19 protein-coding genes are annotated in these 22404 nt (G+C 43.8%); 11 read left to right on the top strand and 8 right to left on the bottom strand.

Annotated features, from left to right (window positions below):
• Position 1 precedes the first annotated feature (1 nt).
• Positions 2-1048: a protein-glutamate methylesterase/protein-glutamine glutaminase gene (locus ACYTPF_RS14530; protein ID WP_461852716.1), complete on the top strand. Its 1047-nt coding sequence runs from the start codon at positions 2-4 to the stop codon at positions 1046-1048.
• Between the two features lie 430 nt (positions 1049-1478).
• Positions 1479-1739, top strand: a complete 261-nt coding sequence (locus tag ACYTPF_RS14535) for a hypothetical protein (protein WP_461852717.1) — start codon at positions 1479-1481, stop codon at positions 1737-1739.
• 70 nt (positions 1740-1809) lie between these two features.
• Here the strand turns inward: ACYTPF_RS14535 and ACYTPF_RS14540 are convergent, their stop codons facing one another.
• The 3 genes from ACYTPF_RS14540 to ACYTPF_RS14550 all read right to left on the bottom strand — a co-directional run bounded on the left by ACYTPF_RS14540 (position 1810) and on the right by ACYTPF_RS14550 (position 5522).
• Positions 1810-2481, bottom strand: a complete 672-nt coding sequence (locus ACYTPF_RS14540; RefSeq protein ID WP_461852718.1) for a haloacid dehalogenase type II — start codon at positions 2479-2481, stop codon at positions 1810-1812.
• A 197-nt stretch (positions 2482-2678) separates the two neighbouring features.
• Positions 2679-4478 carry a diguanylate cyclase domain-containing protein gene (locus tag ACYTPF_RS14545; protein WP_461852719.1) on the bottom strand — a complete coding sequence of 600 codons (1800 nt, stop codon included), beginning with the start codon at positions 4476-4478 and terminating at the stop codon, positions 2679-2681.
• A 150-nt stretch (positions 4479-4628) separates the two neighbouring features.
• Positions 4629-5522 (bottom strand): DMT family transporter, encoded by an 894-nt coding sequence (locus tag ACYTPF_RS14550; protein ID WP_461852720.1) that lies wholly within the window; start codon positions 5520-5522, stop codon positions 4629-4631.
• Positions 5523-5798: 276 nt separating this feature from the next.
• On the opposite strand from ACYTPF_RS14550, the gene ACYTPF_RS14555 reads away from it, so the two are divergent.
• On the top strand, positions 5799-6317 hold the full coding sequence (locus ACYTPF_RS14555; protein WP_461852721.1) for an HAD family hydrolase: 519 nt from the start codon (positions 5799-5801) through the stop codon (positions 6315-6317).
• Here ACYTPF_RS14555 and ACYTPF_RS14560 read toward each other — a convergent pair.
• Positions 6314-6472 carry a hypothetical protein gene (locus ACYTPF_RS14560; protein ID WP_269918800.1) on the bottom strand — a complete coding sequence of 53 codons (159 nt, stop codon included), beginning with the start codon at positions 6470-6472 and terminating at the stop codon, positions 6314-6316. The two genes, ACYTPF_RS14555 and ACYTPF_RS14560, sit on opposite strands and share 4 nt — an antisense overlap.
• A 68-nt stretch (positions 6473-6540) precedes the next feature.
• Here ACYTPF_RS14560 and ACYTPF_RS14565 point away from each other — a divergent pair, with 68 nt between their 5' ends.
• Positions 6541-10425, top strand: coding sequence for a hybrid sensor histidine kinase/response regulator transcription factor (locus tag ACYTPF_RS14565; RefSeq protein WP_461852722.1), 3885 nt, complete (start codon positions 6541-6543; stop codon positions 10423-10425).
• Between the two features lie 27 nt (positions 10426-10452).
• On the opposite strand, the gene ACYTPF_RS14570 is transcribed toward ACYTPF_RS14565, so the two are convergent.
• The 3 genes from ACYTPF_RS14570 to ACYTPF_RS14580 form a co-directional block, all read right to left on the bottom strand.
• Entirely contained in the window at positions 10453-10776 is a 324-nt protein-coding gene (locus ACYTPF_RS14570) for a DUF3392 family protein (RefSeq protein WP_461852723.1), read from the bottom strand.
• 63 nt (positions 10777-10839) lie between these two features.
• Positions 10840-11793 carry a sugar phosphate isomerase/epimerase family protein gene (locus tag ACYTPF_RS14575; protein WP_461852724.1) on the bottom strand — a complete coding sequence of 318 codons (954 nt, stop codon included), beginning with the start codon at positions 11791-11793 and terminating at the stop codon, positions 10840-10842.
• Between the two features lie 55 nt (positions 11794-11848).
• Positions 11849-12853 carry a LacI family DNA-binding transcriptional regulator gene (locus tag ACYTPF_RS14580; protein ID WP_461852725.1) on the bottom strand — a complete coding sequence of 335 codons (1005 nt, stop codon included), beginning with the start codon at positions 12851-12853 and terminating at the stop codon, positions 11849-11851.
• Between the two features lie 376 nt (positions 12854-13229).
• Here ACYTPF_RS14580 and ACYTPF_RS14585 point away from each other — a divergent pair, with 376 nt between their 5' ends.
• The 7 genes from ACYTPF_RS14585 to ACYTPF_RS14615 all read left to right on the top strand — a co-directional run bounded on the left by ACYTPF_RS14585 (position 13230) and on the right by ACYTPF_RS14615 (position 20875).
• Positions 13230-14384: a Gfo/Idh/MocA family protein gene (locus ACYTPF_RS14585; RefSeq protein WP_461852726.1), complete on the top strand. Its 1155-nt coding sequence runs from the start codon at positions 13230-13232 to the stop codon at positions 14382-14384.
• Positions 14385-14420: 36 nt separating this feature from the next.
• Positions 14421-15488 (top strand): sugar phosphate isomerase/epimerase family protein, encoded by a 1068-nt coding sequence (locus ACYTPF_RS14590; RefSeq protein ID WP_461852727.1) that lies wholly within the window; start codon positions 14421-14423, stop codon positions 15486-15488.
• A gap of 26 nt (positions 15489-15514) precedes the next feature.
• Entirely contained in the window at positions 15515-16732 is a 1218-nt protein-coding gene (locus tag ACYTPF_RS14595; protein ID WP_461852728.1) for a nucleoside permease, read from the top strand.
• A complete protein-coding gene (locus ACYTPF_RS14600; protein ID WP_461852736.1) occupies positions 16725-17642 on the top strand; it encodes a hydroxypyruvate isomerase family protein in 918 nt (305 codons plus the stop codon). The genes ACYTPF_RS14595 and ACYTPF_RS14600 overlap by 8 nt, the downstream gene beginning before the upstream one ends.
• Positions 17643-17686: 44 nt before the next feature.
• On the top strand, positions 17687-19372 hold the full coding sequence (locus ACYTPF_RS14605; RefSeq protein ID WP_461852729.1) for a GMC oxidoreductase: 1686 nt from the start codon (positions 17687-17689) through the stop codon (positions 19370-19372).
• On the top strand, positions 19372-19989 hold the full coding sequence (locus ACYTPF_RS14610; RefSeq protein WP_461852730.1) for a gluconate 2-dehydrogenase subunit 3 family protein: 618 nt from the start codon (positions 19372-19374) through the stop codon (positions 19987-19989). Before ACYTPF_RS14605 ends, ACYTPF_RS14610 begins: the two co-directional genes overlap by 1 nt.
• Positions 19990-20107: 118 nt before the next feature.
• On the top strand, positions 20108-20875 hold the full coding sequence (locus ACYTPF_RS14615) for a 3-keto-disaccharide hydrolase (protein ID WP_461852731.1): 768 nt from the start codon (positions 20108-20110) through the stop codon (positions 20873-20875).
• Here ACYTPF_RS14615 and ACYTPF_RS14620 read toward each other — a convergent pair.
• Complete coding sequence (locus ACYTPF_RS14620; RefSeq protein WP_461852732.1) at positions 20872-22020, bottom strand: iron-containing alcohol dehydrogenase; 1149 nt, start codon at positions 22018-22020, stop codon at positions 20872-20874. The genes ACYTPF_RS14615 and ACYTPF_RS14620 overlap by 4 nt on opposite strands.
• Between the last annotated feature and the right edge of the window lie 384 nt (positions 22021-22404).

A 22404-nucleotide genomic window follows, 5' to 3' on the forward strand; every position in this document is an offset into this window, starting at 1 on the left:
TATGACAATAAAAGTATTGGTAGTAGATGATTCAGCGCTTATCCGCCAAATACTCAGCGAAATAATAAAAAGCGAACCCGATATGACGCTGGTAGGCGCAGCGCCTGACGCATTTGTTGCAAAAAAGCTGGTGCTTGAAAAGGCCCCCGATGTCATAACACTGGACATCGAAATGCCAAAAGTAGATGGTTTGCGCTTTCTCGAAGTGCTAATGAATGCTAGGCCAACCCCTGTGGTTATGATTTCTACACTGACCGAAAAGGGTGCGGAAGCCACCTTGCGGTCGCTTGAGTTAGGTGCGATTGATTTTGTTGCTAAACCAAAAATTGGTGTGGCACAAGGTATGGCAGAATATCACGAGTTAATCGTTGATAAAATTCGAACGGCCGCCCGTTCAAAAGTTAAAAAAGCGTCGCCTGCCAAGGCAGCCTCTGTAAATAAGATAAGTTACTCAGGTACAGAAAAGCTCATTGCAATAGGCGCTTCTACAGGCGGCACCGAAGCCATAAAAGAGGTACTGCGAACCTTTCCTGCTAATGCCCCAGCAACAGTGATTACGCAGCATATGCCGGCGGGCTTTACCTCTACCTATGCACGGCGGTTAGACTCTGTGTGTCAAATGCAGGTGAAAGAGGCGAAGGGAGGCGAGCGCTTACTTCCTGGACAAGCGTATTTAGCGCCAGGCGACAAGCACATGGAAATAGAAAGAAGTGGTGCAGATTACCGTATCAGGCTTACTGACGGTGCGCGGGTTTCGGGTCACAAACCCTCTGTTGATGTATTGTTTAATTCGTTGTGTAAAAGCGCGGGTAATAACGCGATAGGCGTATTGCTAACGGGGATGGGGAGTGATGGCGCTATCGGCCTTCATGAGTTATTCAACGCAGGCTGTGAGACGTTTTGTCAGGATGAAGCAAGTTGTATAGTTTTTGGAATGCCAAAAGTAGCCATCGAAAAGGGAGCGGCAAGGCACATAACTAGCCTTGAAGATATGGGTAACGCAGTTATGCAAACGGTTGAAAAGCTTTCCGCCGGCAGTCGTTTGTAGTGTTACAAGGCATAGGGCATAAAACGTGTCTTAAGCCCTTATTTATGTAAAAGGATTGTTATGCTTCCCTTGTCCCTAAAAAGCTAAGGTGTTTTAATAGCATTGCTTAATAAGTAGGTAATGCTGCTTCAGAATGCTGTTGCTGAAGCCGATACTATGGATAGGCTTACTTGGAAGTGCGTAAAAATATAAAAATCGATACGTAAGTGGAATGGTAAGGTGAAGCATTGTCGCCATAATAATATAAAAGACAATGGTTTATGTGTGATAGCGGCGGGAAAGTATGCAAGGTTTTATTACTACGTATATTTTGCTGTACCTAATAACAAAAAAAGGCCTGCTATATTCCTTACAGATTTGAGAGCAAGTATATGCTCATTCTTACGGTAAAACACTAACCCGAGATAATAACGAGTAGTTGGGGACTCTTATGAAACAGCAAACGCTAATTGCGCTATCAGCCTTAATATTTTCTTCTTCAGTTCTAGCTAACGGCGGCTTTGAACCGAATAAGAAAGCATGTGTTAATGTCGGAAAAGAAATTACTCGCGTAAGCACTGAAATGGACGTAGCAAAGTCTGGTATTCAAAAATCATGGCTTAAGCGCCAGTTAAGTGCATTAGAAACTAAACGCAACTCATGTAGCACAAAAGGCTTTAAAGCTAACCGTCCAGAGTTAGCAAAGCTTTAATCGCGAAGCGTGTTTAGAAACAAAAAAGTCTTACCTTGGTAAGACTTTTTTGTTTGTACAGTAAATGAAGTTAGTCAGTCACTATACGTATTAAATCATTTAGCGAACTAATACTGTGATCAGGTGCAAGCCCTAACGGGTACATCATTTTGCCCGAACGCTCTACAAATGTAGTTTGCATACCTGTCGCCTTAGCGCCGCTTACATCCCAGCCATGGGCCGCTACCATCATGGCGTCTTCGTTCTTCACATTAGCCTGTTGGCAGGCCCAGTGGTAAACCGCAGCATGAGGCTTGTAAGTTCGTACGCTTTCCACACTCAATACACGAGAAAAATACGGCTTAATATTGGCATATTCCAGCTGCGCATCTAGCCCTGTTTTTGATGAATTTGAAAGTGCCACTAAGGAGAATCCCGCACTTTGAAGTGCCTTCAACGCTGGGATAACGTCACTATGAGCGGGTAGCTTGGTTATATGCTGTTTAATAGTGTCTTTCGCGGTAGTTTCATCAAGGGCTATCCCTTTACTGTGGGCTACCATGGTAAGCACTGCCGCCCCAATATCAATAAAGTCATGAAACTGCCCCGACGTTACATCCACCAAACTATGGTGAAGCAAGTTAGCAAACCATAAGTCGACCAGTGTCTCATCGCCGTTTAATACAGATGCTAAGCCTGTTTTAATAGCCTGCATGTCTAAGAGTGTTTCATTGATATCGAAAAAAATAACCCTTGGCGTCACAATTCACCTTCCTATTATTAATGACTGGAAACGTCGCGTGTTGTCCTAACGCGCCTGTTGCTTATACCACTGTAAAACAGAATTGGTTTTGCTAAAGGCCTATACGACCAATGTCGATGGATTGGCGTTGAAGGAGAGCAAAGGGGAGGTTGGGAACGCGCGACACTGCAAATACAGTTTGCGCGTTTTTATTTAAGCTAATTGGTGTCGTTGCGACTGTCCATATCAATCGACATGGCAATGTCATCGAGTATGTCGTTTAGCCCAGTAATTTTTTCGGTGGCAATAAATACGCTCATTTGAGACTCAACCACAAAATAGTCATCATTGGTGTCGCTCTCAAAGGTGCTCTCTAGCGCGCTTTGTACGCGGTCAAAGAACTGGCGCGCGCTTCGTTCTTCAATATTGTGAAGGCATAAAATGAATTGGTCGGTTCCAAAGCGGCCCAGAATATCGTTACCTCGAATAACGTTTTGAAAAGTTTGCGCAATTTGCCGCAATACAAAATCGCCTTTCGTAGAGCCCATTTTACGCGTTATCTCTCGTAGGTTGCTAATGTCGAATATTGCAATAGCAATGGCACGACCCTTTTTAGGCGCATCTAGTTTATTAATGCGTGCGATGGCTGAATCGGCGTTGAGTAAAAGTGTTACCGGGTCGATGGCTTTGCGTGCAACGTGCTTCTTACGTAGCACGTACCCAGCAATAATAACAAACAGTAGAAAAACTAGGATAGCGGTATATAAAGTATTCCTTCTCTGTTCTTCGGCTTTTTCAATGGCTGACTCAAGATCATAAATACGTGTATACAGATTAGCGGCACCAACTATTAAAGCGGTATCTTGGGTAATTTCTCTTCGCTTAATGACCTCTTTGGAGTAGATACTATGGGCTACTTTTGCGCGCTCTATATCGCCTAAAGCCAAAAAAATTGAAACGTTGAAGCTCAAGTAGTCTAGGTTAGTTTCGAAAATCCTTGGAATAGCATTTTTATCTAACGCACCTGTGTCAGTTAAGTATTGCTTTATACAGGTTAGGTTATTGTTGTGTAAGCATAGTTCGGCTTTGTGCCAAGCAACCAGCATTTGACCAAAAGAGCTAGAGATACTGTCTGTTGCTTCTTCTAAATCAGGGAGAGTATAGGCTAGGTTATTGTAATCCTGCGTTTTTCTATAATAGATAGACAGAGCATATTGATACAAAAAATTACTAAGTGGCGTGTTGATTTCGCTATTTAGTGCACCTAGCTCCAAAATACTTTGATAGGCTTTATCGGTTTGACCGCTGCTTAGCAGCGATACAATGGCACTAATGATAATACTGACCTTATTACTGCCTTTGTAAACAAGTAGGCCCATTTTGTGGGCTTTCAGATACTGTTCTGCGGCCAGCGCGTGTTGCTCTAAATCACCATAGAGAAGGCCGATAGCGTTGTGGATATGCGCGAGTTCGCCTGGGCTACCGTTATCGGAATAGCGTTTAAGCACGCCAAACATTTTACCTAGCCTGACTTCGGGCGACGTAGATTCTGAACAATAGTTAATAAGCCCTAGCGAAGAGCTGGTAAAAATATCGCTATGACGTTTTGGTGAAGATAAATCTTGGGCCTGTTGATAGTATTTACAGCGCGCCGGGTTTTCTCTGGCATCATAAGAAAAGCCAATTTGATAAATAGCCGATGCAAACGCGTACGAGCTTTCATCTATATTGCTTTGCATTATGGCTCTAAGCAGCATCTTTTCTGCTTCTTCATACTTGCCGCGACAAATTAAAAACTGCCCTTTGGCTACAGTCAAAGCAAAACGTTGTTGGGGTGAGAGGCTTTCTAAAGTGAGCGTTTCTTCTAGCTCTGGCAGCAACGACTGACTTGGGCAATCGTACGAGGGCGAGCGAACTTTTTCGATAACGGTATCGACATCAGTATTTGCCAGAGTCGCAGAAGAAGCGAACAACACGCTGAAAAAAGATAAGAGTGTTAAATAAAACCTTCGAGCCATAAGAGATAGCGTTTACGTTTTTTTCTTTATAATATCGATTTGAGCCAATAACTACTATATCAAGCCCGTAAATCTTACTGCTTTTTTGTTTCCTTATACGTATTTTGTGTCTGAATTTAGCAGCTATAAAAAGTGGTAAGCACATTACCCCTAATGCACAGGCGCCCCAAAACTTACCAAAATTGCCACGCCAACTAAGGCAACGGCAGACCATGCAATGGTGGCCTTTGTCGCTTTTTCACCAAGCACCCAGGCTACCCCTAACGACATTAACGCACTGGTGGCAATTAACGTTTGAACAACGGCGGCTTTGGCATAGGCAAATGCAAACATTTGTAAGTAGATAGCGGCAGTAGTACCAAGCAATGTGGCTATTACAAAAGCCGGCCATATGCGCTTGCCGTGGCTACTTTGATAGTCGATAACAGGCATATAGCGCGTTTTAGTTAAAGCTATAAGCGGTATCACAAAGGCCATACCGCCCACCAATCGCAAAAACGCCGCACTTGCCGCATCAACGTCTCCAGCGCTTAAAATGTCGCGGCTGACTACCGCACCAACAGCCTGACACAGTGCTGCGCCAACGCCATATAAATAACCGCTGGTAGCAAATACATGAGTAGAACTGCGTTTACGTGCCTTTATAACCATATCCACCGAAAATAGCACTACAGCAACGCCAACCCACTGCTGCCAGGTAATCCACTCGCCAATAAAAGCCATAGCAAATAGGGCAGTAAATAAAGGCGCAAGGGTTTCGGCAACCAGTACCGCTTGGCTATCGCCAATACTCTGTAGGGCTTTAAAGAAACAGGTGTCGCCAATGCCTATGCCAATTAGGCCGCTAAGCAATAGCCACAACACTGCGCTGGTGGTAAGCCCGGTTGGCTGAACGAAAAGTAGCACAACGGCCAAAATGGCAATTGAAATTAAGCCTTTCCAAAAGTTCATCGTTAGCGGCGAAAACGCGTTACCCGTACCACGGAACAAGCGCGCAGCAATTGCCCAACAAAGCGCTGTACCAAGCGCAGCAAAAACACCCATAAATTACCTGTTAACAATATGAATAAATGAGAAAGGGCAAAGTTTAGTCTGCCAAAAAGAGCGGCTATGCTAATGCATGGTGTAGTTGGCGTAAACTTAAATCATTCAGTTGGTTTTTAGCTAAAACATCATAGCCTTAAGCAAACGTAACAGAAAGTGAAGGTCTTTCGTGGCATTATATTGATACCAAAAAAGGAGCGAGACCGCGCTGAACTATTTTAGGTGAGCGTTAATGAAGTCTCTAAAATATTACTGAAGTGAAAGGGCTAGAAAACCGTGAGTATTGAGCAAATGAACTTAAGCGGCATAAAGGGTGTGATATTCGATTTAGACGGCACCTTGGTAGAGTCTAGCCTTAACTTTACACGAATGCGCGCAGACATAGGTTGCCCACAAGACGAGGATATTCTTACCTTTGTTGATGCCCTTAGCTGCGCCGAAACCAAAGCGAATGCACACCGCACTATTTTGCAGCACGAACTAGAGGATGCACAGAACGCTAAATGGCTAGCCATAGGCAAAGCCATGGTAAAGAAAGTGCAGGCAAACAACTTACCCATGGCAATAGTTACCCGCAACTGCCGCCAGGCTACCGCAATTAAGGTAGTCAATAACAATATACCCATCGACTACGTGCTTACCCGTGAAGATGCCCCAGCCAAACCTGACCCAACCGCCTTGTTGATGGTGGCGAACACATGGCAGCTTCAACCTGAAGACTGCCTGTATGTGGGCGACTTTATTTACGACCAGCAAGCCGCCGAGAATGCTGGGATGAAATGGTTGTTGGTTTAGATGTCGACTTTATGACCAGAAGGAAGAGTTGGCAGTTCGGGCATTATTGCCATTAAGTCTTCTTCTAATAAGCAAAAGCGCCCAGTGCCAGCATATACTTTAGTATAGTCTTCCTCAGTAAGCTCTTGCATGTTCATATTTTGTTCGATACTCATAGTCTATTCCTTTCCATTTAGTTGATATTGCTCAAAAAGCATTAGAAAAGTAACAAGGCAAAAGGCATATGGATTTGCGGTTAGAGTCAAAAGTAGGATTTGTTGAAAAATTTGCCATCATTGGCGCAATTTTAATGCTTTTTTGTCTCACCTTTTCACAAAACGTTAGTGCTTTTGGCGTTACGTTAGATGGAAAAACTAAGTTTGCCGGTATTCCCGCAGGAATAATTAGAGATATTGAAGTTGTTGGCGACGCAGTCTATATCGCTTCTGAAAATGGTCTATTTAGGTACTTAGGCGGTCGTTCAGAAAAGTTGGAATATAACATCGACTCTAATGAGCGGGGGACTATTTCGGACTTATTCTTTGATAAAGAAAATACACTCTGGATCGTCGAGTTTGGAGTGGGTGTTTTTAAATACAGGACAGACACAGGTGCTGCAGAAAAGTTTCGTTCTGAAGACAAGTGGCCACGATATGCCTGGAAGATAGGTGTTCTCGAACAATACACAGTAGTTTCACTAATTACTGGTATTCTTGTTGTTGACAAGGAGACCGGAGAGTTACAGGAATGGGCAACTAACGTTGGGCTTGGGCATGTTAACAATGTACTTTCTTTAGCAGTTTCGGTAGATGGGGCGGTCTACTTAGGGTCTGAAAGCGGTTTAGTTAAAATTGACCCCGAAAGAGAGACAAGCGAAGTAATATCAGTTGATACTTTTCTAACAGACCTCTCGTCTGTGGAGGCAGTCGCAATATACGGCGATATACTTTATGTTGGAGGAAGTGAGGGGATCTACGCTTACGACACCTCAAATAACAACAAGTCATTTTTCCCTTTAGAAAGTCTTGATTATCCCATTGGGCTTGTTTCTGACATATTTGTTTCAAGTTCACGCAGAATATACGTCACTGCAGGTGGTCTGTATGAATTAAATAATGGAAAAATTAATAAACCTGATTTTATGGCGCCGCTCATAACTTCAGACGGCATAAGAAGTATCGTTAAAATAGCTGAGCTACCCTCAGGCGAATTACTACTAGCTTCGTCTCAGCTTGGGCTCATTTCTATTACACAGTCACACGAAGCTATAAATCTACTACATAAAGATGAACAAGTACTTCGGCAAAACATCAAGTCGTTTGGCTTTAGTGATGAATTTGGATATGGAGTTAGTACTCAAAAGCAAGATTACCTAATAAATGTAAAAACAGGAGAGTTAAAACCCTTTAGTTTTTGGAAGGGGAACCGTTGTATCGATGAAAATTTATCAAAATTTGCTGAACTGTCTAAAAGTAATATCGTTAACGATGATTACTGCAGCTCTAAGTTTAGTCACGCCATTCAGCAATCAGGTTTTCTTCTCTATTTATATCATGATGAAGGGAATTCCGCCTTTTACAATATATTAGATAATGGTGTGGTAGTAGATAAAATTCCTGCACCCCGTCAAATGCTTAGTTCATTCTTAACAACTTCAGGTGAAATAGTCGGTTTTGATAGTGATAGTAATTTCCATATACAAATGTCCAAGTTTAGTTGGAAGTCTATCTCTCCTGATGACGGGAGGTGGGTTGGGCTTACCTGTGTGATTGAAATAGCTGAAGTATTCTTACTTTGCACTTCTGGACAAGGTATCAAATCGATTAACAAAGGTTCAGGAGAGATAAGTACCTCCGATTTATTAGCTGAGACCGGTGCTAGGTTTATCAGAGGAGCCCTGCATAGTGAAAGTAATCATTTGTGGTTTTTGACCAATATGGGGCTTTTTGTGGTCACTTCAGATAAGAAATTATTTTCCTTTAATGAAAGTGACGGCATATTCGATACAGACTTTGAATATCGTGGAATACACCAATTTGGAGAGCAGTTAATTATTCTTGGCGATAAGTATTCTTATTTGGTCAACGAAGAAAAAGCGATATCAGCCATGCAAGCCAAAGAAAGCTTGAAAAGTAAAGTTGTATTTACTAGAGCAGAATGGACTGATAGTAAGATGCAAACTCATAACATTTATTCGCAGCCGACAGCATCTCAGAAGTCTATTAAGTTAGAAAGTGATTTTGATAAACTTTCTCTTGATGTTAGGACGAGCAGCTTTTCAAACCATGTTAATGAAAAGTTAGAGTTTAGAATCTTGGGTATGGACGAAGAGTGGAAGTTACACCCGTTATCCCAAGCATTTCTCACCATGGCAGATTTGGCGCCTGGTCGGTATGAGTTTCAAGCAAAAGTAAGTGGTAACGAAAATCCGATCACCTCTCTTACCTTCGAGGTAGAACCACCAATATACTTTCAAAGTTATGCGTTAGGCGGGTATCTTCTTGTGGCTTTAAGTTTGTTGATTGCATATAAGTTGAAATATTTAGCAGCGGCCTGGAGTTATTTCAAAGCCACCAATTTATACGCCCATCTTACTCGCTATGAAATTACAGACGGGCATTCAAAGTTCGAAAAAATGCTGCGTAGTAAAGAGCGTTTTATTAACCAAATCACCTCTGAACTTCGAACACCTATTCAAGTGATTAATGGTTCATTAGAAAAAATTTCTGATGCAGATAAGGGCATGCGCAAAGAATTAGTCTGTATTCAAGACAATGTGAAAAGGGTCGAGCAATTAATTAACCAGATGAGCCAAGATGTCCCTACAGCTTTCAAAGCAGAAGATTATTACAAGTTCTATTCTCCCGAAAATATTCGTTTTATTGTTTTATCTCTTGAGCCTTTAGCAAAGCAAAAGAGACAAAATCTAGAAGTGCGGATAAAGGTCAAAAAAAGTGTGTCTCTGATCAGCGAAAGCCTAGAAAAAATCTTGGCTCACTTAGTCCAGAACGCTATCAAGTTCACACCTGAACTTGGCACGATAAAAGTTAGCGCAATACAGGATAGCAAGGCGCTAAAGATCATCGTAAATGATGATGGTGAGGGAATAGAAGAGAACTTGCAAAGCAAAGTGTTTGAAAGGTTTGCTAGGGGCAACACAAAATTAGATGGTAATGGTGTGGGATTGGCTACGGTTAAAACCTTGGTAGAGTTAAACCAAGGAGAGATTACACTTCAAAGCCAAAAAGGTGTCGGAACAAAAGTTACCGTAACGTTGCCGGTTGATGATATTGCTTTTGTGAATTCGCACGCTGATGATCTTGTGCCTGCGGATGCTAAAACAAATAAGAAATCGCTTTTAATTGTTGATGACAGCAGAGAATTCCGTTCTTATCTTTTCGACCTGTTCTCAGACAAATATCGTTGTCTAGTCGCGCGAAATGGTGTCCAAGCCTTAGATGTAATGCAACATTATTTGGTGGACTTGGTAATAACGGATCAAATGATGCACGAAATGGATGGGCTTGGTTTGACTAAAGCTATTCGCCAAAACCCTAGCTACGCAAATATTCCGATATTAATGCTTACTGCTGAAACAGGAGCTGAACTGGAGAAAGCAGCGCTAGAAGAAAAGGTAGATTACTTCTTAGCAAAGCCAGCTTCAAATGAAGAAATAATACTGCGTGTTGAACACTTATTGTCGGTCAGAGAAGCAAAAGAAAAAGAAGAAGATGAGAGTGCGCTGCCCGTTTTCAAATTCGGGTGCTTAATAATTCCAGAATTTGATAACGAGAAGGATATGGCATTCTATCTAAACTTCATCGCTGTTCTTGAAAAGAACTATCAAGACGAAGCCTTCAATAGAGACCAAGCTGCCTCACAATTATTGATAAGTCCTAGAAGCTTAAATCGAAGGATGTCTGAGTTGTTCGACTACAATTTCAGCGAGTTTCTGTCGCGCTTTAGAATCGAAAAGTCTATTCCACTGCTGCTAGAAGGAAATAGCATTTTAGATACATGTCTAGACGTGGGTTTTGGAACAGCTGCTTACTTTTCTACCTCTTTTAAAAAGGTTATGCATCTACCACCTAAAAAGTACATAGAGCAATATAGTAAAACTGTCGCTTAGTTTTTTAAGACACAGTAAAAAAAGCTGCTAAACATACCTACGCCTTTCCGCCAAAAAGCCAATCAATAGAAACGATGCCACATAGCCTGCTCCTTGGTACTGCCAGGGCAAGTAGGCTAGGGTGTGTTTCAAGAAGGGTGCGCCGTACAAGGTTAGTACGCCATAGCCAAAGGCACACAGCACTACAAACAAACTAACGCGAATAATAAAGTGATAAGGTGCAAGAATGCGTTTTACATGGCCGTTAATCAGGTCGCCGTACACCACTAAAATTGTGGCCATAAGCATAATGCTCATTTCGGTGTAATAGGGGCTTAATGCGCGAGAAAGGGCACTGAAAAGTTCACTCATAAAATTACTACTATTATGATGTTTTGCTATGTGCCCATTATAACCACGGCAAGGTCAAAAGCGTTAGCTAACGCCTTTATTTAATGCGCTTACTGCTTTAAAGCCCTGTTCAATAGTGGCTATGCGGTCGGTGGTTTGGTCGCGCTCTACAAATTTATGTTCAATGCCAGCTAACTTGCCGTGCGCAAATATCTCTTTAAAGTTAATAGTGCCCGTGCCCACGTCAGCAAAGCTGCCGTCTTCAGCCAAATCCTTTACATGCCAAAGCTTAAATCGGCCTGGGTACTGCTTAAAGTAATCAACCGGGTTTTTACCTGCTTTTACCGCCCAGTATAAATCAAGTTCCATGGTAACAAGGTCTGGATCGGTCTGGGTAATTAGCACGTCTAACGGTGTCTTGCCATCGCGTACTTCAAACTCGAAATCGTGGTTGTGGTAGGCAAGGGTAATGCCTTCTTTCTTACAGGCTTCACCAATGGTGTTTAGCTTTTCTGCAAGGGCTTGGTAAGTCGCTATACCCGTACCGCGCTGTGCTTCGCTAAGCCAAGGTACCACTAAGTATTTGTGACCAACGGTGTGAGCGTCATCTAAAATTTGTGAAAGGTTAGTATCGAACGCATCCAATTGAATATGAGCCGAGGGCGCAGTTAGGCCGTTTTCATCAAGCAGTTGCTTAATTTCTTTTGCGCTATGGTCAAAGTAACCTGCAAATTCCATTTCCGTATAGCCTACGTCAGCTACCAGTTTAAGCGTAGCCGGTACACTTACTTTCATAATATCTCTTAGGGTATAAAGCTGCAGGCCAACCGCGCTGTTATGCATGCCCTCCATCATTGCTCCTTTATCACCACCATGCCCGTTCGCCAAACTCGTATCTGCCAAAACAGCAGGAGCGCTCATAGCCGCCAATAAACCAGACGAGTATTTAATGAACTGTCGTCTTGAAACGCCAGAGCCAATGTTGCTGGCCGCGTCTAAAATTACTGTCTTGCTTAAAGTTTCTTTACTCCAATTCACTGTGTGCTCCTTTATATGTCTAGGTTCATAGGGGCTGGCGTTTTATTCTCACTAATTAACTCGAAGCTTTGCCTGTGCTCCCACGTACAATAAGTTCAAACGGCATAATAACCTTGGGGGCTTTGCGAATTTTGCCGTTCAGTAGGTCCACTAAAAGCGTAACCGCCGTCCTGCCAAACTCTTCTGCCGGTTGTGCAATAGTCGTTAGCGGCGGGTCGACAAATGCTGAGAACGCAATGTCGTCAAAACCTGCTACAGAAATATCGTTTGGTACATGCAAATTAGCTTGCTTGAAGGCTTGCATAGCACCAATAGCTGTTTCGTCGTTTTCACAAAAAACAGCGGTAGGCCTGTCTTTCAAACGGGCGATAGTTTCACCGGCGTTGTATCCGGCCTGCAATGTAAAGTCGCCCGGAAACAGCAAGTTTTCATCAAAAGAAATACCTGCTTGCGTTAGTGCGTCTTGGTAGCCAGCTAACCGGTCCTGGGTCAGCGGGCTTGAGTTTGGCCCTTTGATCATGGCAATGCGGGAATGCCCTAACGATATTAAGTGCTCGGTCATCGCCTTAGCTGCAGCACGGTTGTTTAAAGACACAACGGGGTATTGACCATCTTCAATCACTTCACAGGCATTCACCATAGGAAGTAGGCCGTTGTCATTGATCATAGTGGCATCAAAAGGATTGTGTGCACGCAACTGAATAAGCCCGTCTGCCTGCGAAGTACTTACCATTTTGGCGTAATGGCTTTCAATTTCAGTGTTACCAAGGGTGTTGGCAAGTAAAATGGAATAACCTAGCTCTGCGGCGGCTTCCTGCATTCCGCTAATAACACGGGCAAAAAAAACGTTCGCCACAGTGGGAACCAGCACCACCAAATTGTGGGTTTTACCCGAACGAAACTTAACCGCCATTAAATTAGGTTTGTATCCCACAGCCTGAACCGCAGCCATCACCTTGTTGCGTGTTTTAGGAGAAACACGCTCAGGTTGTTGTAGTGTTCTTGATACGGTAGCAACCGAAACGCCGGCACTATCTGCTACATCTCTAATATTTGCCATTTCTATTTTTGTTGTTTGTTAGTTCATGTATGCATTGTAAACCCAACCAGCTAACGGTAGGCGTTATACGATGGTAGCGAATTCAAATTAACCGTAAAGTCAAAATGTAACCGTTTTCATTTTGACTTAAAGAATACGTACTTTAACGAGAACGTCAAAGGTTATTTGTATATTAATTGTAAATTTCACTTCACCTGTCTTCTGAATTAAGCCTGTTTTATCGCCACTTATTGGGGCTTATAGCCAACGTTACACTGCCAAATGTAAACTTTAGATTAATAAAATGCTGTTTTTTGTATTGACCATCAAAATGTAACGGGTTACATTTTATCGCATTAGCTACACCAATAGTGCAATTGCACAAAGAGGAATTTCGATGCAACCAATACGAATGGGAATGATCGGCGGCGGGGAAGGCGCATTTATCGGTGCCGTACATCGCCATGCCGCAGGGTTAGATGGGAACTACCAGTTGGTGTGTGGCGCATTTAGCCGCAATGAAGACAATAACTCACGCACTGCCGCATCGTTAAACGTGCCGTTAAATCGCGCATATAGTAGTTGGCAGGCAATGCTTGACGAAGAAGCTAAGTTACCTGAGCAAGAGCGCATGCAGGTGGTAGTAATCGTCACACCTAATCATCTTCATGTACCCATTTCAATTGCCGCTATTAAAGCGGGCTTTCATGTTTTCTGTGAAAAACCAGCAGGCGTTAGCTTTGCTGAAGTAAAAGAGCTGCAAGATGTTATTCACGCAAATGAATCGCTATATGGCTTGGCTCATACCTACCTTGGCTATCCAATGGTATGGCAAGCACGTCATCTTATTGAAAGCGGTAAGCTGGGCAATATTCGAAAAGTGTATGTTGAGTATCCCCAAGGCTGGTTGTCTGGTGAAGAAGAAACGCACAATAAACAAGCGCAGTGGCGCACCGACCCAGCAATTTCTGGGGCAACAGGCGCAATGGGTGACATAGGTACTCATGCCTTTGGTCTGGTTGAGTTTGTATTGAACGACAGTGTTACTTCGCTATGTGGCGAGTTGAACACGCATGTTGAAGGGCGTCGATTAGACGATGACGGTGCTGCGCTTATTAAAACTAGAAAGGGCGCGTCGGGTGTGTTGATTGCTTCACAGGTATGTGCCGGTGAGGAAAACGCATTGAAGATCCGTGTATATGGTGACAAAGGCGGTTTGGAATGGCGTCAAATGGAGCCTAACTCTGTTATTTATCGTCCCATCGACGCACCTTATCAAGTGTTTAGAGCGGGCCAAGGTCAAGTTGGGCTATGTGATGAAGCATCTGCACGTTGTCGTGTTCCAGCTGGTCATCCAGAGGGTTATTTAGAAGCCATGGCAAACTTGTATACCGACTTTGCCAAAGCAGTGCGTGCTAATCAAAAAGGCAAGGCCGAGGGCGTTCCTGGAATAAATGCTGGCTTACGCGGAATGGTATTTATCGACGCCATGCTAGCTAGTACTGACAGTGACACTAAATGGGAGTCGGTTAGTCAGGAAGGAACGCAATAATGCAACTACAACTTAATATGAAAAAGGTGAGCGCTTATGGCTACTAACCAACAACCTATAAAAGGGCCCGCAATCTTCCTTGCTCAGTTTATGGGAAAAGAGGCGCCTTTCGATACGCTTGAAAATATGGCGAAGTGGGCAGCGTCGCTTGGCTATAAGGGAATACAAGTTCCTACCGACCCTAGTCTTTTTGATTTAGAAAAAGCGGCTGAAAGCCAAGAGTACTGCGACAACATCGCAAAAATTTGTAAAGACGCTGGCGTGGAAATAACCGAGCTTTCTACGCACTTACAAGGTCAGTTAGTTGCTGTACACCCTGCTTACGACGAATTATTCGATAACTTTGCACCCTCGCATCTGCATGGTAAGCCACAAGAGCGAACCGAGTGGGCAATCAACCAGCTGAAATGTGCGGCTATTGCTAGTAAACGTTTGGGATTAAAAGCCCACGCTACTTTTTCAGGTGCATTAATGTGGCACTTAGTTTATCCATGGCCTCAGCGTCCAGCTGGCTTGGTTGAGCAAGGCTTTGCTGAACTCGCTAAGCGTTGGAAGCCCATTCTTGATGCATTCGATGATGCTGGCGTAGACGTGTGTTATGAAATCCATCCTGGTGAAGACCTGCACGATGGTGCGTCGTTCGAGCAGTTTTTAAGTGCGGTAGATAATCACCCTCGGGCAAACATTCTTTTTGACCCAAGCCACTTTGTTTTACAGCAGCTTGACTACCTCGACTTTATCGATCGTTACCACAGCCGTATCAAAATGTTCCATGTCAAAGATGCCGAGTTTAACCCTAACGGTAGAAACGGTGTATATGGCGGCTATCAAGACTGGCAAGAACGAGCTGGCCGTTTTCGCTCTCTTGGCGACGGGCAGGTCGATTTCAAAGGAATTTTTAGCAAGCTTACCCAGTACGGCTTCACCGGCTGGGCAGTTCTTGAGTGGGAATGCTGCTTAAAAGACAGTGCGCAAGGTGCTGCTGAAGGCGCGCCTTTCATTGCTTCACATATTATTGAGCCAAGCAAATACGCGTTTGACGATTTTGCGGGTGGTGCCGTGAGTGAAGCGAAGAATAATCGTATTTTAGGCCTTGAGCGCTAAGCGCCATCAACAGGATAGCAATAACTATGATAACCCTACGCCTGAGTTCGATGATGTTCCTTCAGTTCTTCATTTGGGGAGGCTGGTTTGTAACATTAGGTACGTATTTGTCGAATACCTTGGCTGCTAATGGCGGGCAAATCGGTATGGCTTTCTCAACCCAAAGTTGGGGCGCCATTATTGCCCCCTTCATTGTGGGGCTTATTGCCGACCGATTCTTTAATGCAGAAAAGATCCTCGGTTTCTTACACCTCGTTGGCGCCGTACTTATGTATTGTATGTACCAAGCGAATGATTTTGTCAGCTTCTACCCTTATGTGTTGGCGTACATGATTGCCTATATGCCTACGCTGGCACTGGTTAACTCGGTGTCATTCGGGCAAATGGTCGACCCGTCGAAAGAGTTCGGAAAAGTTCGTGTGTGGGGTACTATCGGCTGGATTGTGGCAGGTCTTATGATTAGCTATGTATTCTCATGGGATTCTGCCCAATCTATTGCCGATGGTATGCTCAAAAACACCTTCTTATTATGCAGCATTGCCTCGTTAATTTTAGGTGTGTTCAGTTTTACGCTACCTAACACGCCTCCTCAATCTAGCGGCAAAGCCGTAACCATACGGGATATTCTAGGCTTAGATGCGTTGGCACTGCTCAAAGATAAGAACTTCTTTGTGTTCTTTCTCTCATCGGTACTCATTTGTATTCCGCTGGCCTTTTACTACCAAAATGCTAACCCTTTTCTTACCGAAATAGGCGTTGAAAACGCCACAGGAAAAATGACGTTGGGCCAAGTATCTGAAGTACTGTTTATGTTGGCTCTACCGGTATTTTTGAATCGCTTTGGCATTAAAGCCACCTTAGTAATTGGTATGGCTGCATGGGTAATTCGCTATGCGCTGTTCGCATTTGGGAACGCAGACGAAAGTTTGTTCATGCTTATTATCGGTATTGCACTGCACGGTATTTGTTACGACTTCTTCTTTGTATCAGGGCAAATCTATACCAATGCGAAAGCGGGAGAACATGTAAAAAGTGCCGCGCAAGGGCTAATTACCCTAGCAACATACGGCGTAGGTATGCTGGTGGGGTTTGCTGTAGCAGGCGCAATTACCGATACCTATACGTTGGAAACAGGTGCCCATAGTTGGCAGCAGGTTTGGTTATTCCCAGCAGCGTTTGCCGCGGTGGTGTTAGTGCTCTTTGCCATTCTATTTAGAAAGGAGAAGGTTAATGCCGATGCATAACAATGCCCGCAGAAAGTTACTTCAAAGCATGGCAATGACTGGGGTAGGAATAGCTGGAGTAGGATTAACCGCCTCTGGTTTAGCGGCAGCCGATTCAACCACAGCACGTAAAGGTAGCAATGCCATGAATACACCGCTTAAAGGCAATGTGAATCACTCGGTAAGTCGATGGACTTACGGCGATTTAAGCATTGAAGAGTTGTGCGAAACTGTTAAGCAATTAGGGTTTGGAGCAATTGATTTGGTTGGCCCTGAAGATTGGCCTGTATTAAAGCAATATGGCATCGACTCATCTATGTGTAATGGCGCTGAAATTAGCCTTGAAGATGGCTTTATTCATGCTGAATTACACGATGAACTAGAAGCGCGCTATTTAAAGCACATAGATTTAGTCGCCGATGCAGGTTACACCAACCTTATTTGTTTTAGCGGTAATGCCAGAGGCATGTCGCCCGAAGACGGGCTTGAAAATGCCGTCAAAGGATTACAGCGAATTTTGCCCCATGCTAAAAAACGCAACGTAGTGATCTTCATGGAGCTATTCAACAGCAAAGTCGATCACCCTGATTACATGGCCGACAACTCTGCGTGGGGCATAGAACTTTGCAAACGTCTTGGTTCTGAGCACTTCTCACTACTTTACGATATCTACCACATGCAAATTAATGAGGGCGATATCATCCGAACTATTCGCGATAACCATCAGTACTTTGGTCATTATCACACGGCCGGCGTTCCTGGACGTCACGAAATAGATGCTTCACAAGAACTTAATTATGAAGCCATTGCTAAAGCCATTGTTCAGACCGGATTCAAAGGCTATCTAGCACAAGAGTTTATACCCACACCGAAAAGCAAAGCCAGCAGAATCGAGTCGCTAAACCAGGCGATTCAAATCTGCGATGTATAACGTGCGAACAGGCACAGCGACGAATGAAGTTTTAAGGACGTGTTATGGCGAGTAACGAATACGATGCAATAGTCATTGGATCTGGTATCAGTGGCGGTTGGGCAGCTAAAGAGCTTACCGAGAAAGGCTTAAAAGTGCTTATGCTCGAGCGTGGTCAAAATATTGAACATATTAAAGACTACAAGAATGCCCACAAAGAAGATTGGGATTATCCACATCGCGACTTACCTACACAGGCGATGAAAGTAGATTATCCCGTTCTTAAGCGCGACTACCCATTAAACGAAAAAACCTACGGTATGTGGGCAAACGAAAAAGCAAATCCTTACACAGAAGATAAGCGCTTTGACTGGTACAGAGGCTACCATGTAGGCGGGCGCTCACTGTTATGGGGGCGCCAAAGCTACCGTTTAAACAAAGAAGATTTTGAAGCCAATGCTAAAGAAGGTATAGCGGTTGACTGGCCTATACGCTACGAAGACTTAGCACCTTGGTATGACTATGTAGAAAAGTTCGCAGGTATCAGCGGCAACCGAGATGGTTTAGACGTGTTGCCTGATGGTATTTACCAGCCGCCGATGCCAATGAATATTGTAGAGGAAAGTGTCGCTGCACGGGTTAAAAAAGCTTACGAAGGCTCTCGCCATATAGTGCATGGCCGCACTTCAAACATGACACAAAGCAAACCTGAAGAAGGGCGTGTTCATTGTCAGTACCGCAATAAGTGTTGGTTGGGGTGTCCGTTTGGTGGCTACTTTAGTACACAAGCATCTACGCTTCCGGCTGCTGTTAAAACAGGTAACTTAACCCTTCGTCCTTTCTCGATTGTAAAAGAGATCTTGTTCGACAAAGACAAAAAGCGCGCAACTGGCGTTGAAATTATCGATGCAGAAACCAACGAGACCTATGTATTCAAAAGTAAAATCGTTTTCGTTAATGCGTCAGCTTTGAACTCGGCGTGGGTACTAATGAATTCTGCCACAGATGTGTGGGACGGTGGATTGGGAAGCAGTAGTGGCGAGCTAGGCCACAACGTTATGGACCACCATTTTAGAGTAGGAGCATCGGCAGAAGTAGAAGGCTTTGACGATAAATATACTTATGGACGCAGACCAAGCGGTTTCTATGTACCAAGGTTTAGAAATTGGGATGGTGATAAGCGTGACTATCTACGTGGATTCGGCTATCAGGGCAGCGCAAGTCGTTCAGGCTGGCGCAAAGACATTGCCGAGCTTGGTATAGGAGCAGGGCTAAAAGATGCGATCACCGAGCCGGGTCCTTGGACCATCGGGATGACAGCTTTCGGTGAAATTCTTCCGTACCACGAAAATAAAGTGTACCTGAACAAAAAAGTCACCGATAAGTGGGGCTTGCCAGTACTTGCCATGGACGTTGAGATCAAAGAAAACGAACTCAAGATGCGTAAAGATATGCAGCAAGACGCCGTTGATATGTTCGAAGCAGCTGGGCTTAAAAATGTTCAAGGTTGGGATGCCGACTATGCTCCTGGCATGGGTATTCACGAAATGGGTACGGCGCGTATGGGCAGAGATCCAAAAACGTCCGTGTTAAATGCGCATAACCAAGTATGGGACGCACCTAACGTATTTGTTACAGATGGTGCAGCAATGACATCAGGCAGTTGTGTTAACCCGTCGCTAACCTATATGGCGCTAACGGCAAGAGCTGCTGAGTTTGCCGTGGAAGAGTTAAAGCGAGGAAATCTTTAATGGAACGCAGAGAACTACTTAAACTTATCGCGACAGCCACGGGTACGGCGTTATTTGCAGGAAATGTGTTTGCATACAAAGATATTCCTGCGGTACCGCTAAGTGACACATTATTTAATGAAAAAGACGTGGCTCTACTCAATGAGATGGGGGAGGTAATCATCCCCCAAACAGATACGCCTGGAGCAAAAGCTGCAAACGTTGGCGAAACAATGGCTGTGCTGGTAACCGATTGCTACACACCCTTACTTCAAAAGACGTTTGTCGATGGCATAAAGAAAATATCTTCATTAAGTCAAAGTCGCTTCAATAAGCCATTTATCCAGCTTTCCAAGCAAGAGCGAGAAACCTTCTTTAATGATTTGGATGTGGAAGCAAAAGCGGCGAACCTTTCTAACGGCGTTTATCAAGGCGTTGAAACAGGCAAGCCAAGTCAATGGGAGCCTGGTACCGATGAGCCAACCCCTCACTACTTCACCTTATTAAAGCAACTGACACTTTATTGCTTTTTCACGTCACAAGTTGGTGCTACCAAAGTACTTCGATATGTAGCTATTCCTGGGCGTTACGATGGAGCATTTCCTTATAAGAAGGGCGACAAAGCGTGGGCCACGTAAGCCTGATATACATACGCTTGATAGACATAAGCCTGATACAAAAGCTTAGTGAATAAAGCAAAACAAGAAAGCCAATTGCTACATAGTGATGAAACAGATTAGAAAAGGTACTAACACAATGAATAAGACTCTTCTTGCCTCTACAGTGGTGCTACTTATGCCGCTTACCGCGTGCGCTACAACAGAAGCAGATACGGAGAAAAGCGAGTCACGTCTAACTCGTGAAAAGCAGGCAGCCAAAACAGAAGTTTGGGAGCCGGTTCCGGAAGTTGTTTCTTTTGATAAGGCGGGAGTGCCTTCTGATGCCACCATTTTAATTGGCAATGACTTATCAAATTGGAGTTCGGTAAAAGAAGGTAAGGCTAAATGGACGCTTCAAGATGGTGTACTTACCGTAAATCTGGGCACGGGCGATATTAAAACGAACGAAGCGTTTTGTGACGTACAACTGCACGTAGAGTGGAAAGTGCCCCAGCCAGAAGCCGGTATGGAAGGACAGCAGCGTAATAACAGCGGTATTTTCCTTCAACAAAGATACGAGATTCAGGTATTAGACTCATATCAGAATAAGACCTATCCCAATGGTCAGGCTGCAAGTGTATATAAGCAAACTATCCCGTTAGTTAATGCTATGAAGGCCCCTGGTGAGTGGCAAACCTATGACATTATCTATAAAGCTCCTACCTTTAACGGTGAAGACTTAGCAACAAAGGGCTATGTTACCGTTATACATAATGGCGTAGTAGTTCAAAACCATACCGAGATCCAAGGAACCACAGAATGGATAGGTGCACCTAAATATAAAGCGCACGGATGTGCCCCGCTTCAATTGCAAGATCACGGTAACTTAGTGAGCTTCAAAAATATGTGGGTAAGACCGCTTTAAAACGCAAGCCGATATATATCTTCAATCTCTTCAATACTTAATTGCTTGGGATTATTGCGAAGAAGGCGAGTTACTTTACTCGCTTCTTCTGCTAGTTCCCCTACACAAGTTGGAGAAATATTAAAATGGGTGAGTGAAGCTGGTATGTCTACATCCCTACACAGCTTTTCTATAGCACCTAATAGCAGCTTAACTGCCTCTTCTTTTGAATGGTGGCGCTCACATACCCTCAGTAGCTTGGCCACGCAGTAAAGTTTGTCTTGGCAGAAAGGCGCATTAACTTTCAACACGTGGGGAAGCATTACAGCGTTACTCATACCGTGTGATAAATGAAAGCGCCCGCCTAAGGGATAAGCCAGTGCATGTACTGCTCCCACGCCGGCATTTCCAAACGCAAGACCAGCCATTAAACTGCCGGTGGCCATATCTTCACGAGCCGATAGGTTCTCACCATTATTATAAGCGTGTACTAATGAACTAAAGATAAGCTTAAGCGCCTTCTCTGCAAGTGCGTCGGTAATGGGGCTAGCATTAACACTGATATAGGCTTCAAGGGCGTGAACGAACGCATCTATTCCACTAGCTGCTGTAATAGAGGGAGGGCAAGTTTTTGTCATTTCAGGTGCAACAATTGCTACATCAGGTAATAAGCAGTGGCTAACAATGCCTTTTTTCATTTGTGCCTTAGGGTCAGACAAAATAGCAATGTTGGTAACTTCGGAACCTGTACCAGCGGTAGTGGGGATAACAATAAGGGGGAGGTTTCTTTGTGTAAGCGTATTTTCACCGAAGAGTTCTAAAAGAGGTCCGGTATAGTCATAAGTAGAGGCCAGTACTTTAGCGCTATCAATAGCACTTCCTCCGCCTAGCGCAATTATCCCGTCTATCTGTTTTTCCCGAAGCAAGCCCAACTTTGTTTCTATAACATCTACTTCAGGCTCAGGAGGTATGTCATCGACAATAAGTAAAGGTTTAGAAGAAATGAGCGTGAGTATTTGGTCGAGAAGCCCTGAAGAAGATACGCCTTTATCAGTTATCACAGCGCAGTTATTTATGCCTAAACGCTTCATCTCATCAGCAAGGGCTTTAATAGCACCAAGTCCTGTAATGAGTTTTCCCGCGGTCTTAAATTCCGAAACCTTCATAGAGTGCTCCTGATAACGACGTACTTTTAATAGCTACGAGTTCTTTAATTTATAGTACAACACAGCGGATACCACTTAACTAAGCTTATAGATGCTTAAAAGTGAGGTGAATTCGTGGTTTTAATGAACGTTTTGTTTGTTGTTTGTGCAAACGATCGAAAAATAAGGTTTTTTTCTAAATAAGTGTTGACGTGAGCGCTCATTTCCCTAAAATGCGCATCCGCTTCGGGGGAAAAGCAAAACGGCAACCCTCCTGAAGTAAGTCTCTACTACCTACATAGGCCAGTAAAGACGGGAGTTTAGAAGAAACGCTTCAGAAAATAAATTTTCAAAAAGTGTTGACAACGAAAACTTCCAGCGTATAATGCGCACCTCACTCGAACG

The sequence above is a fragment of the Alteromonas sp. HB246098 genome (genome assembly GCF_054890645.1).

What these genes read in the sequence shown, in the direction of transcription:
- ACYTPF_RS14545 (WP_461852719.1), bottom strand. Translation starts at nt 4,478, where the DNA reads ATGGCTCGAAGGTTTTATTTAACACTCTTATCTTTTTTCAGCGTGTTG.
- ACYTPF_RS14590 (WP_461852727.1), top strand. Translation starts at nt 14,421, where the DNA reads ATGGCTACTAACCAACAACCTATAAAAGGGCCCGCAATCTTCCTTGCT.
- ACYTPF_RS14620 (WP_461852732.1), bottom strand. Translation starts at nt 22,020, where the DNA reads ATGAAGGTTTCGGAATTTAAGACCGCGGGAAAACTCATTACAGGACTT.
- ACYTPF_RS14565 (WP_461852722.1), top strand. Translation starts at nt 6,541, where the DNA reads ATGGATTTGCGGTTAGAGTCAAAAGTAGGATTTGTTGAAAAATTTGCC.
- ACYTPF_RS14610 (WP_461852730.1), top strand. Translation starts at nt 19,372, where the DNA reads ATGGAACGCAGAGAACTACTTAAACTTATCGCGACAGCCACGGGTACG.
- ACYTPF_RS14580 (WP_461852725.1), bottom strand. Translation starts at nt 12,853, where the DNA reads ATGGCAAATATTAGAGATGTAGCAGATAGTGCCGGCGTTTCGGTTGCT.
- ACYTPF_RS14550 (WP_461852720.1), bottom strand. Translation starts at nt 5,522, where the DNA reads ATGGGTGTTTTTGCTGCGCTTGGTACAGCGCTTTGTTGGGCAATTGCT.
- ACYTPF_RS14535 (WP_461852717.1), top strand. Translation starts at nt 1,479, where the DNA reads ATGAAACAGCAAACGCTAATTGCGCTATCAGCCTTAATATTTTCTTCT.
- ACYTPF_RS14585 (WP_461852726.1), top strand. Translation starts at nt 13,230, where the DNA reads ATGCAACCAATACGAATGGGAATGATCGGCGGCGGGGAAGGCGCATTT.
- ACYTPF_RS14595 (WP_461852728.1), top strand. Translation starts at nt 15,515, where the DNA reads ATGATAACCCTACGCCTGAGTTCGATGATGTTCCTTCAGTTCTTCATT.
- ACYTPF_RS14530 (WP_461852716.1), top strand. Translation starts at nt 2, where the DNA reads ATGACAATAAAAGTATTGGTAGTAGATGATTCAGCGCTTATCCGCCAA.
- ACYTPF_RS14605 (WP_461852729.1), top strand. Translation starts at nt 17,687, where the DNA reads ATGGCGAGTAACGAATACGATGCAATAGTCATTGGATCTGGTATCAGT.
- ACYTPF_RS14600 (WP_461852736.1), top strand. Translation starts at nt 16,725, where the DNA reads ATGCATAACAATGCCCGCAGAAAGTTACTTCAAAGCATGGCAATGACT.
- ACYTPF_RS14560 (WP_269918800.1), bottom strand. Translation starts at nt 6,472, where the DNA reads ATGAGTATCGAACAAAATATGAACATGCAAGAGCTTACTGAGGAAGAC.
- ACYTPF_RS14570 (WP_461852723.1), bottom strand. Translation starts at nt 10,776, where the DNA reads ATGAGTGAACTTTTCAGTGCCCTTTCTCGCGCATTAAGCCCCTATTAC.
- ACYTPF_RS14615 (WP_461852731.1), top strand. Translation starts at nt 20,108, where the DNA reads ATGAATAAGACTCTTCTTGCCTCTACAGTGGTGCTACTTATGCCGCTT.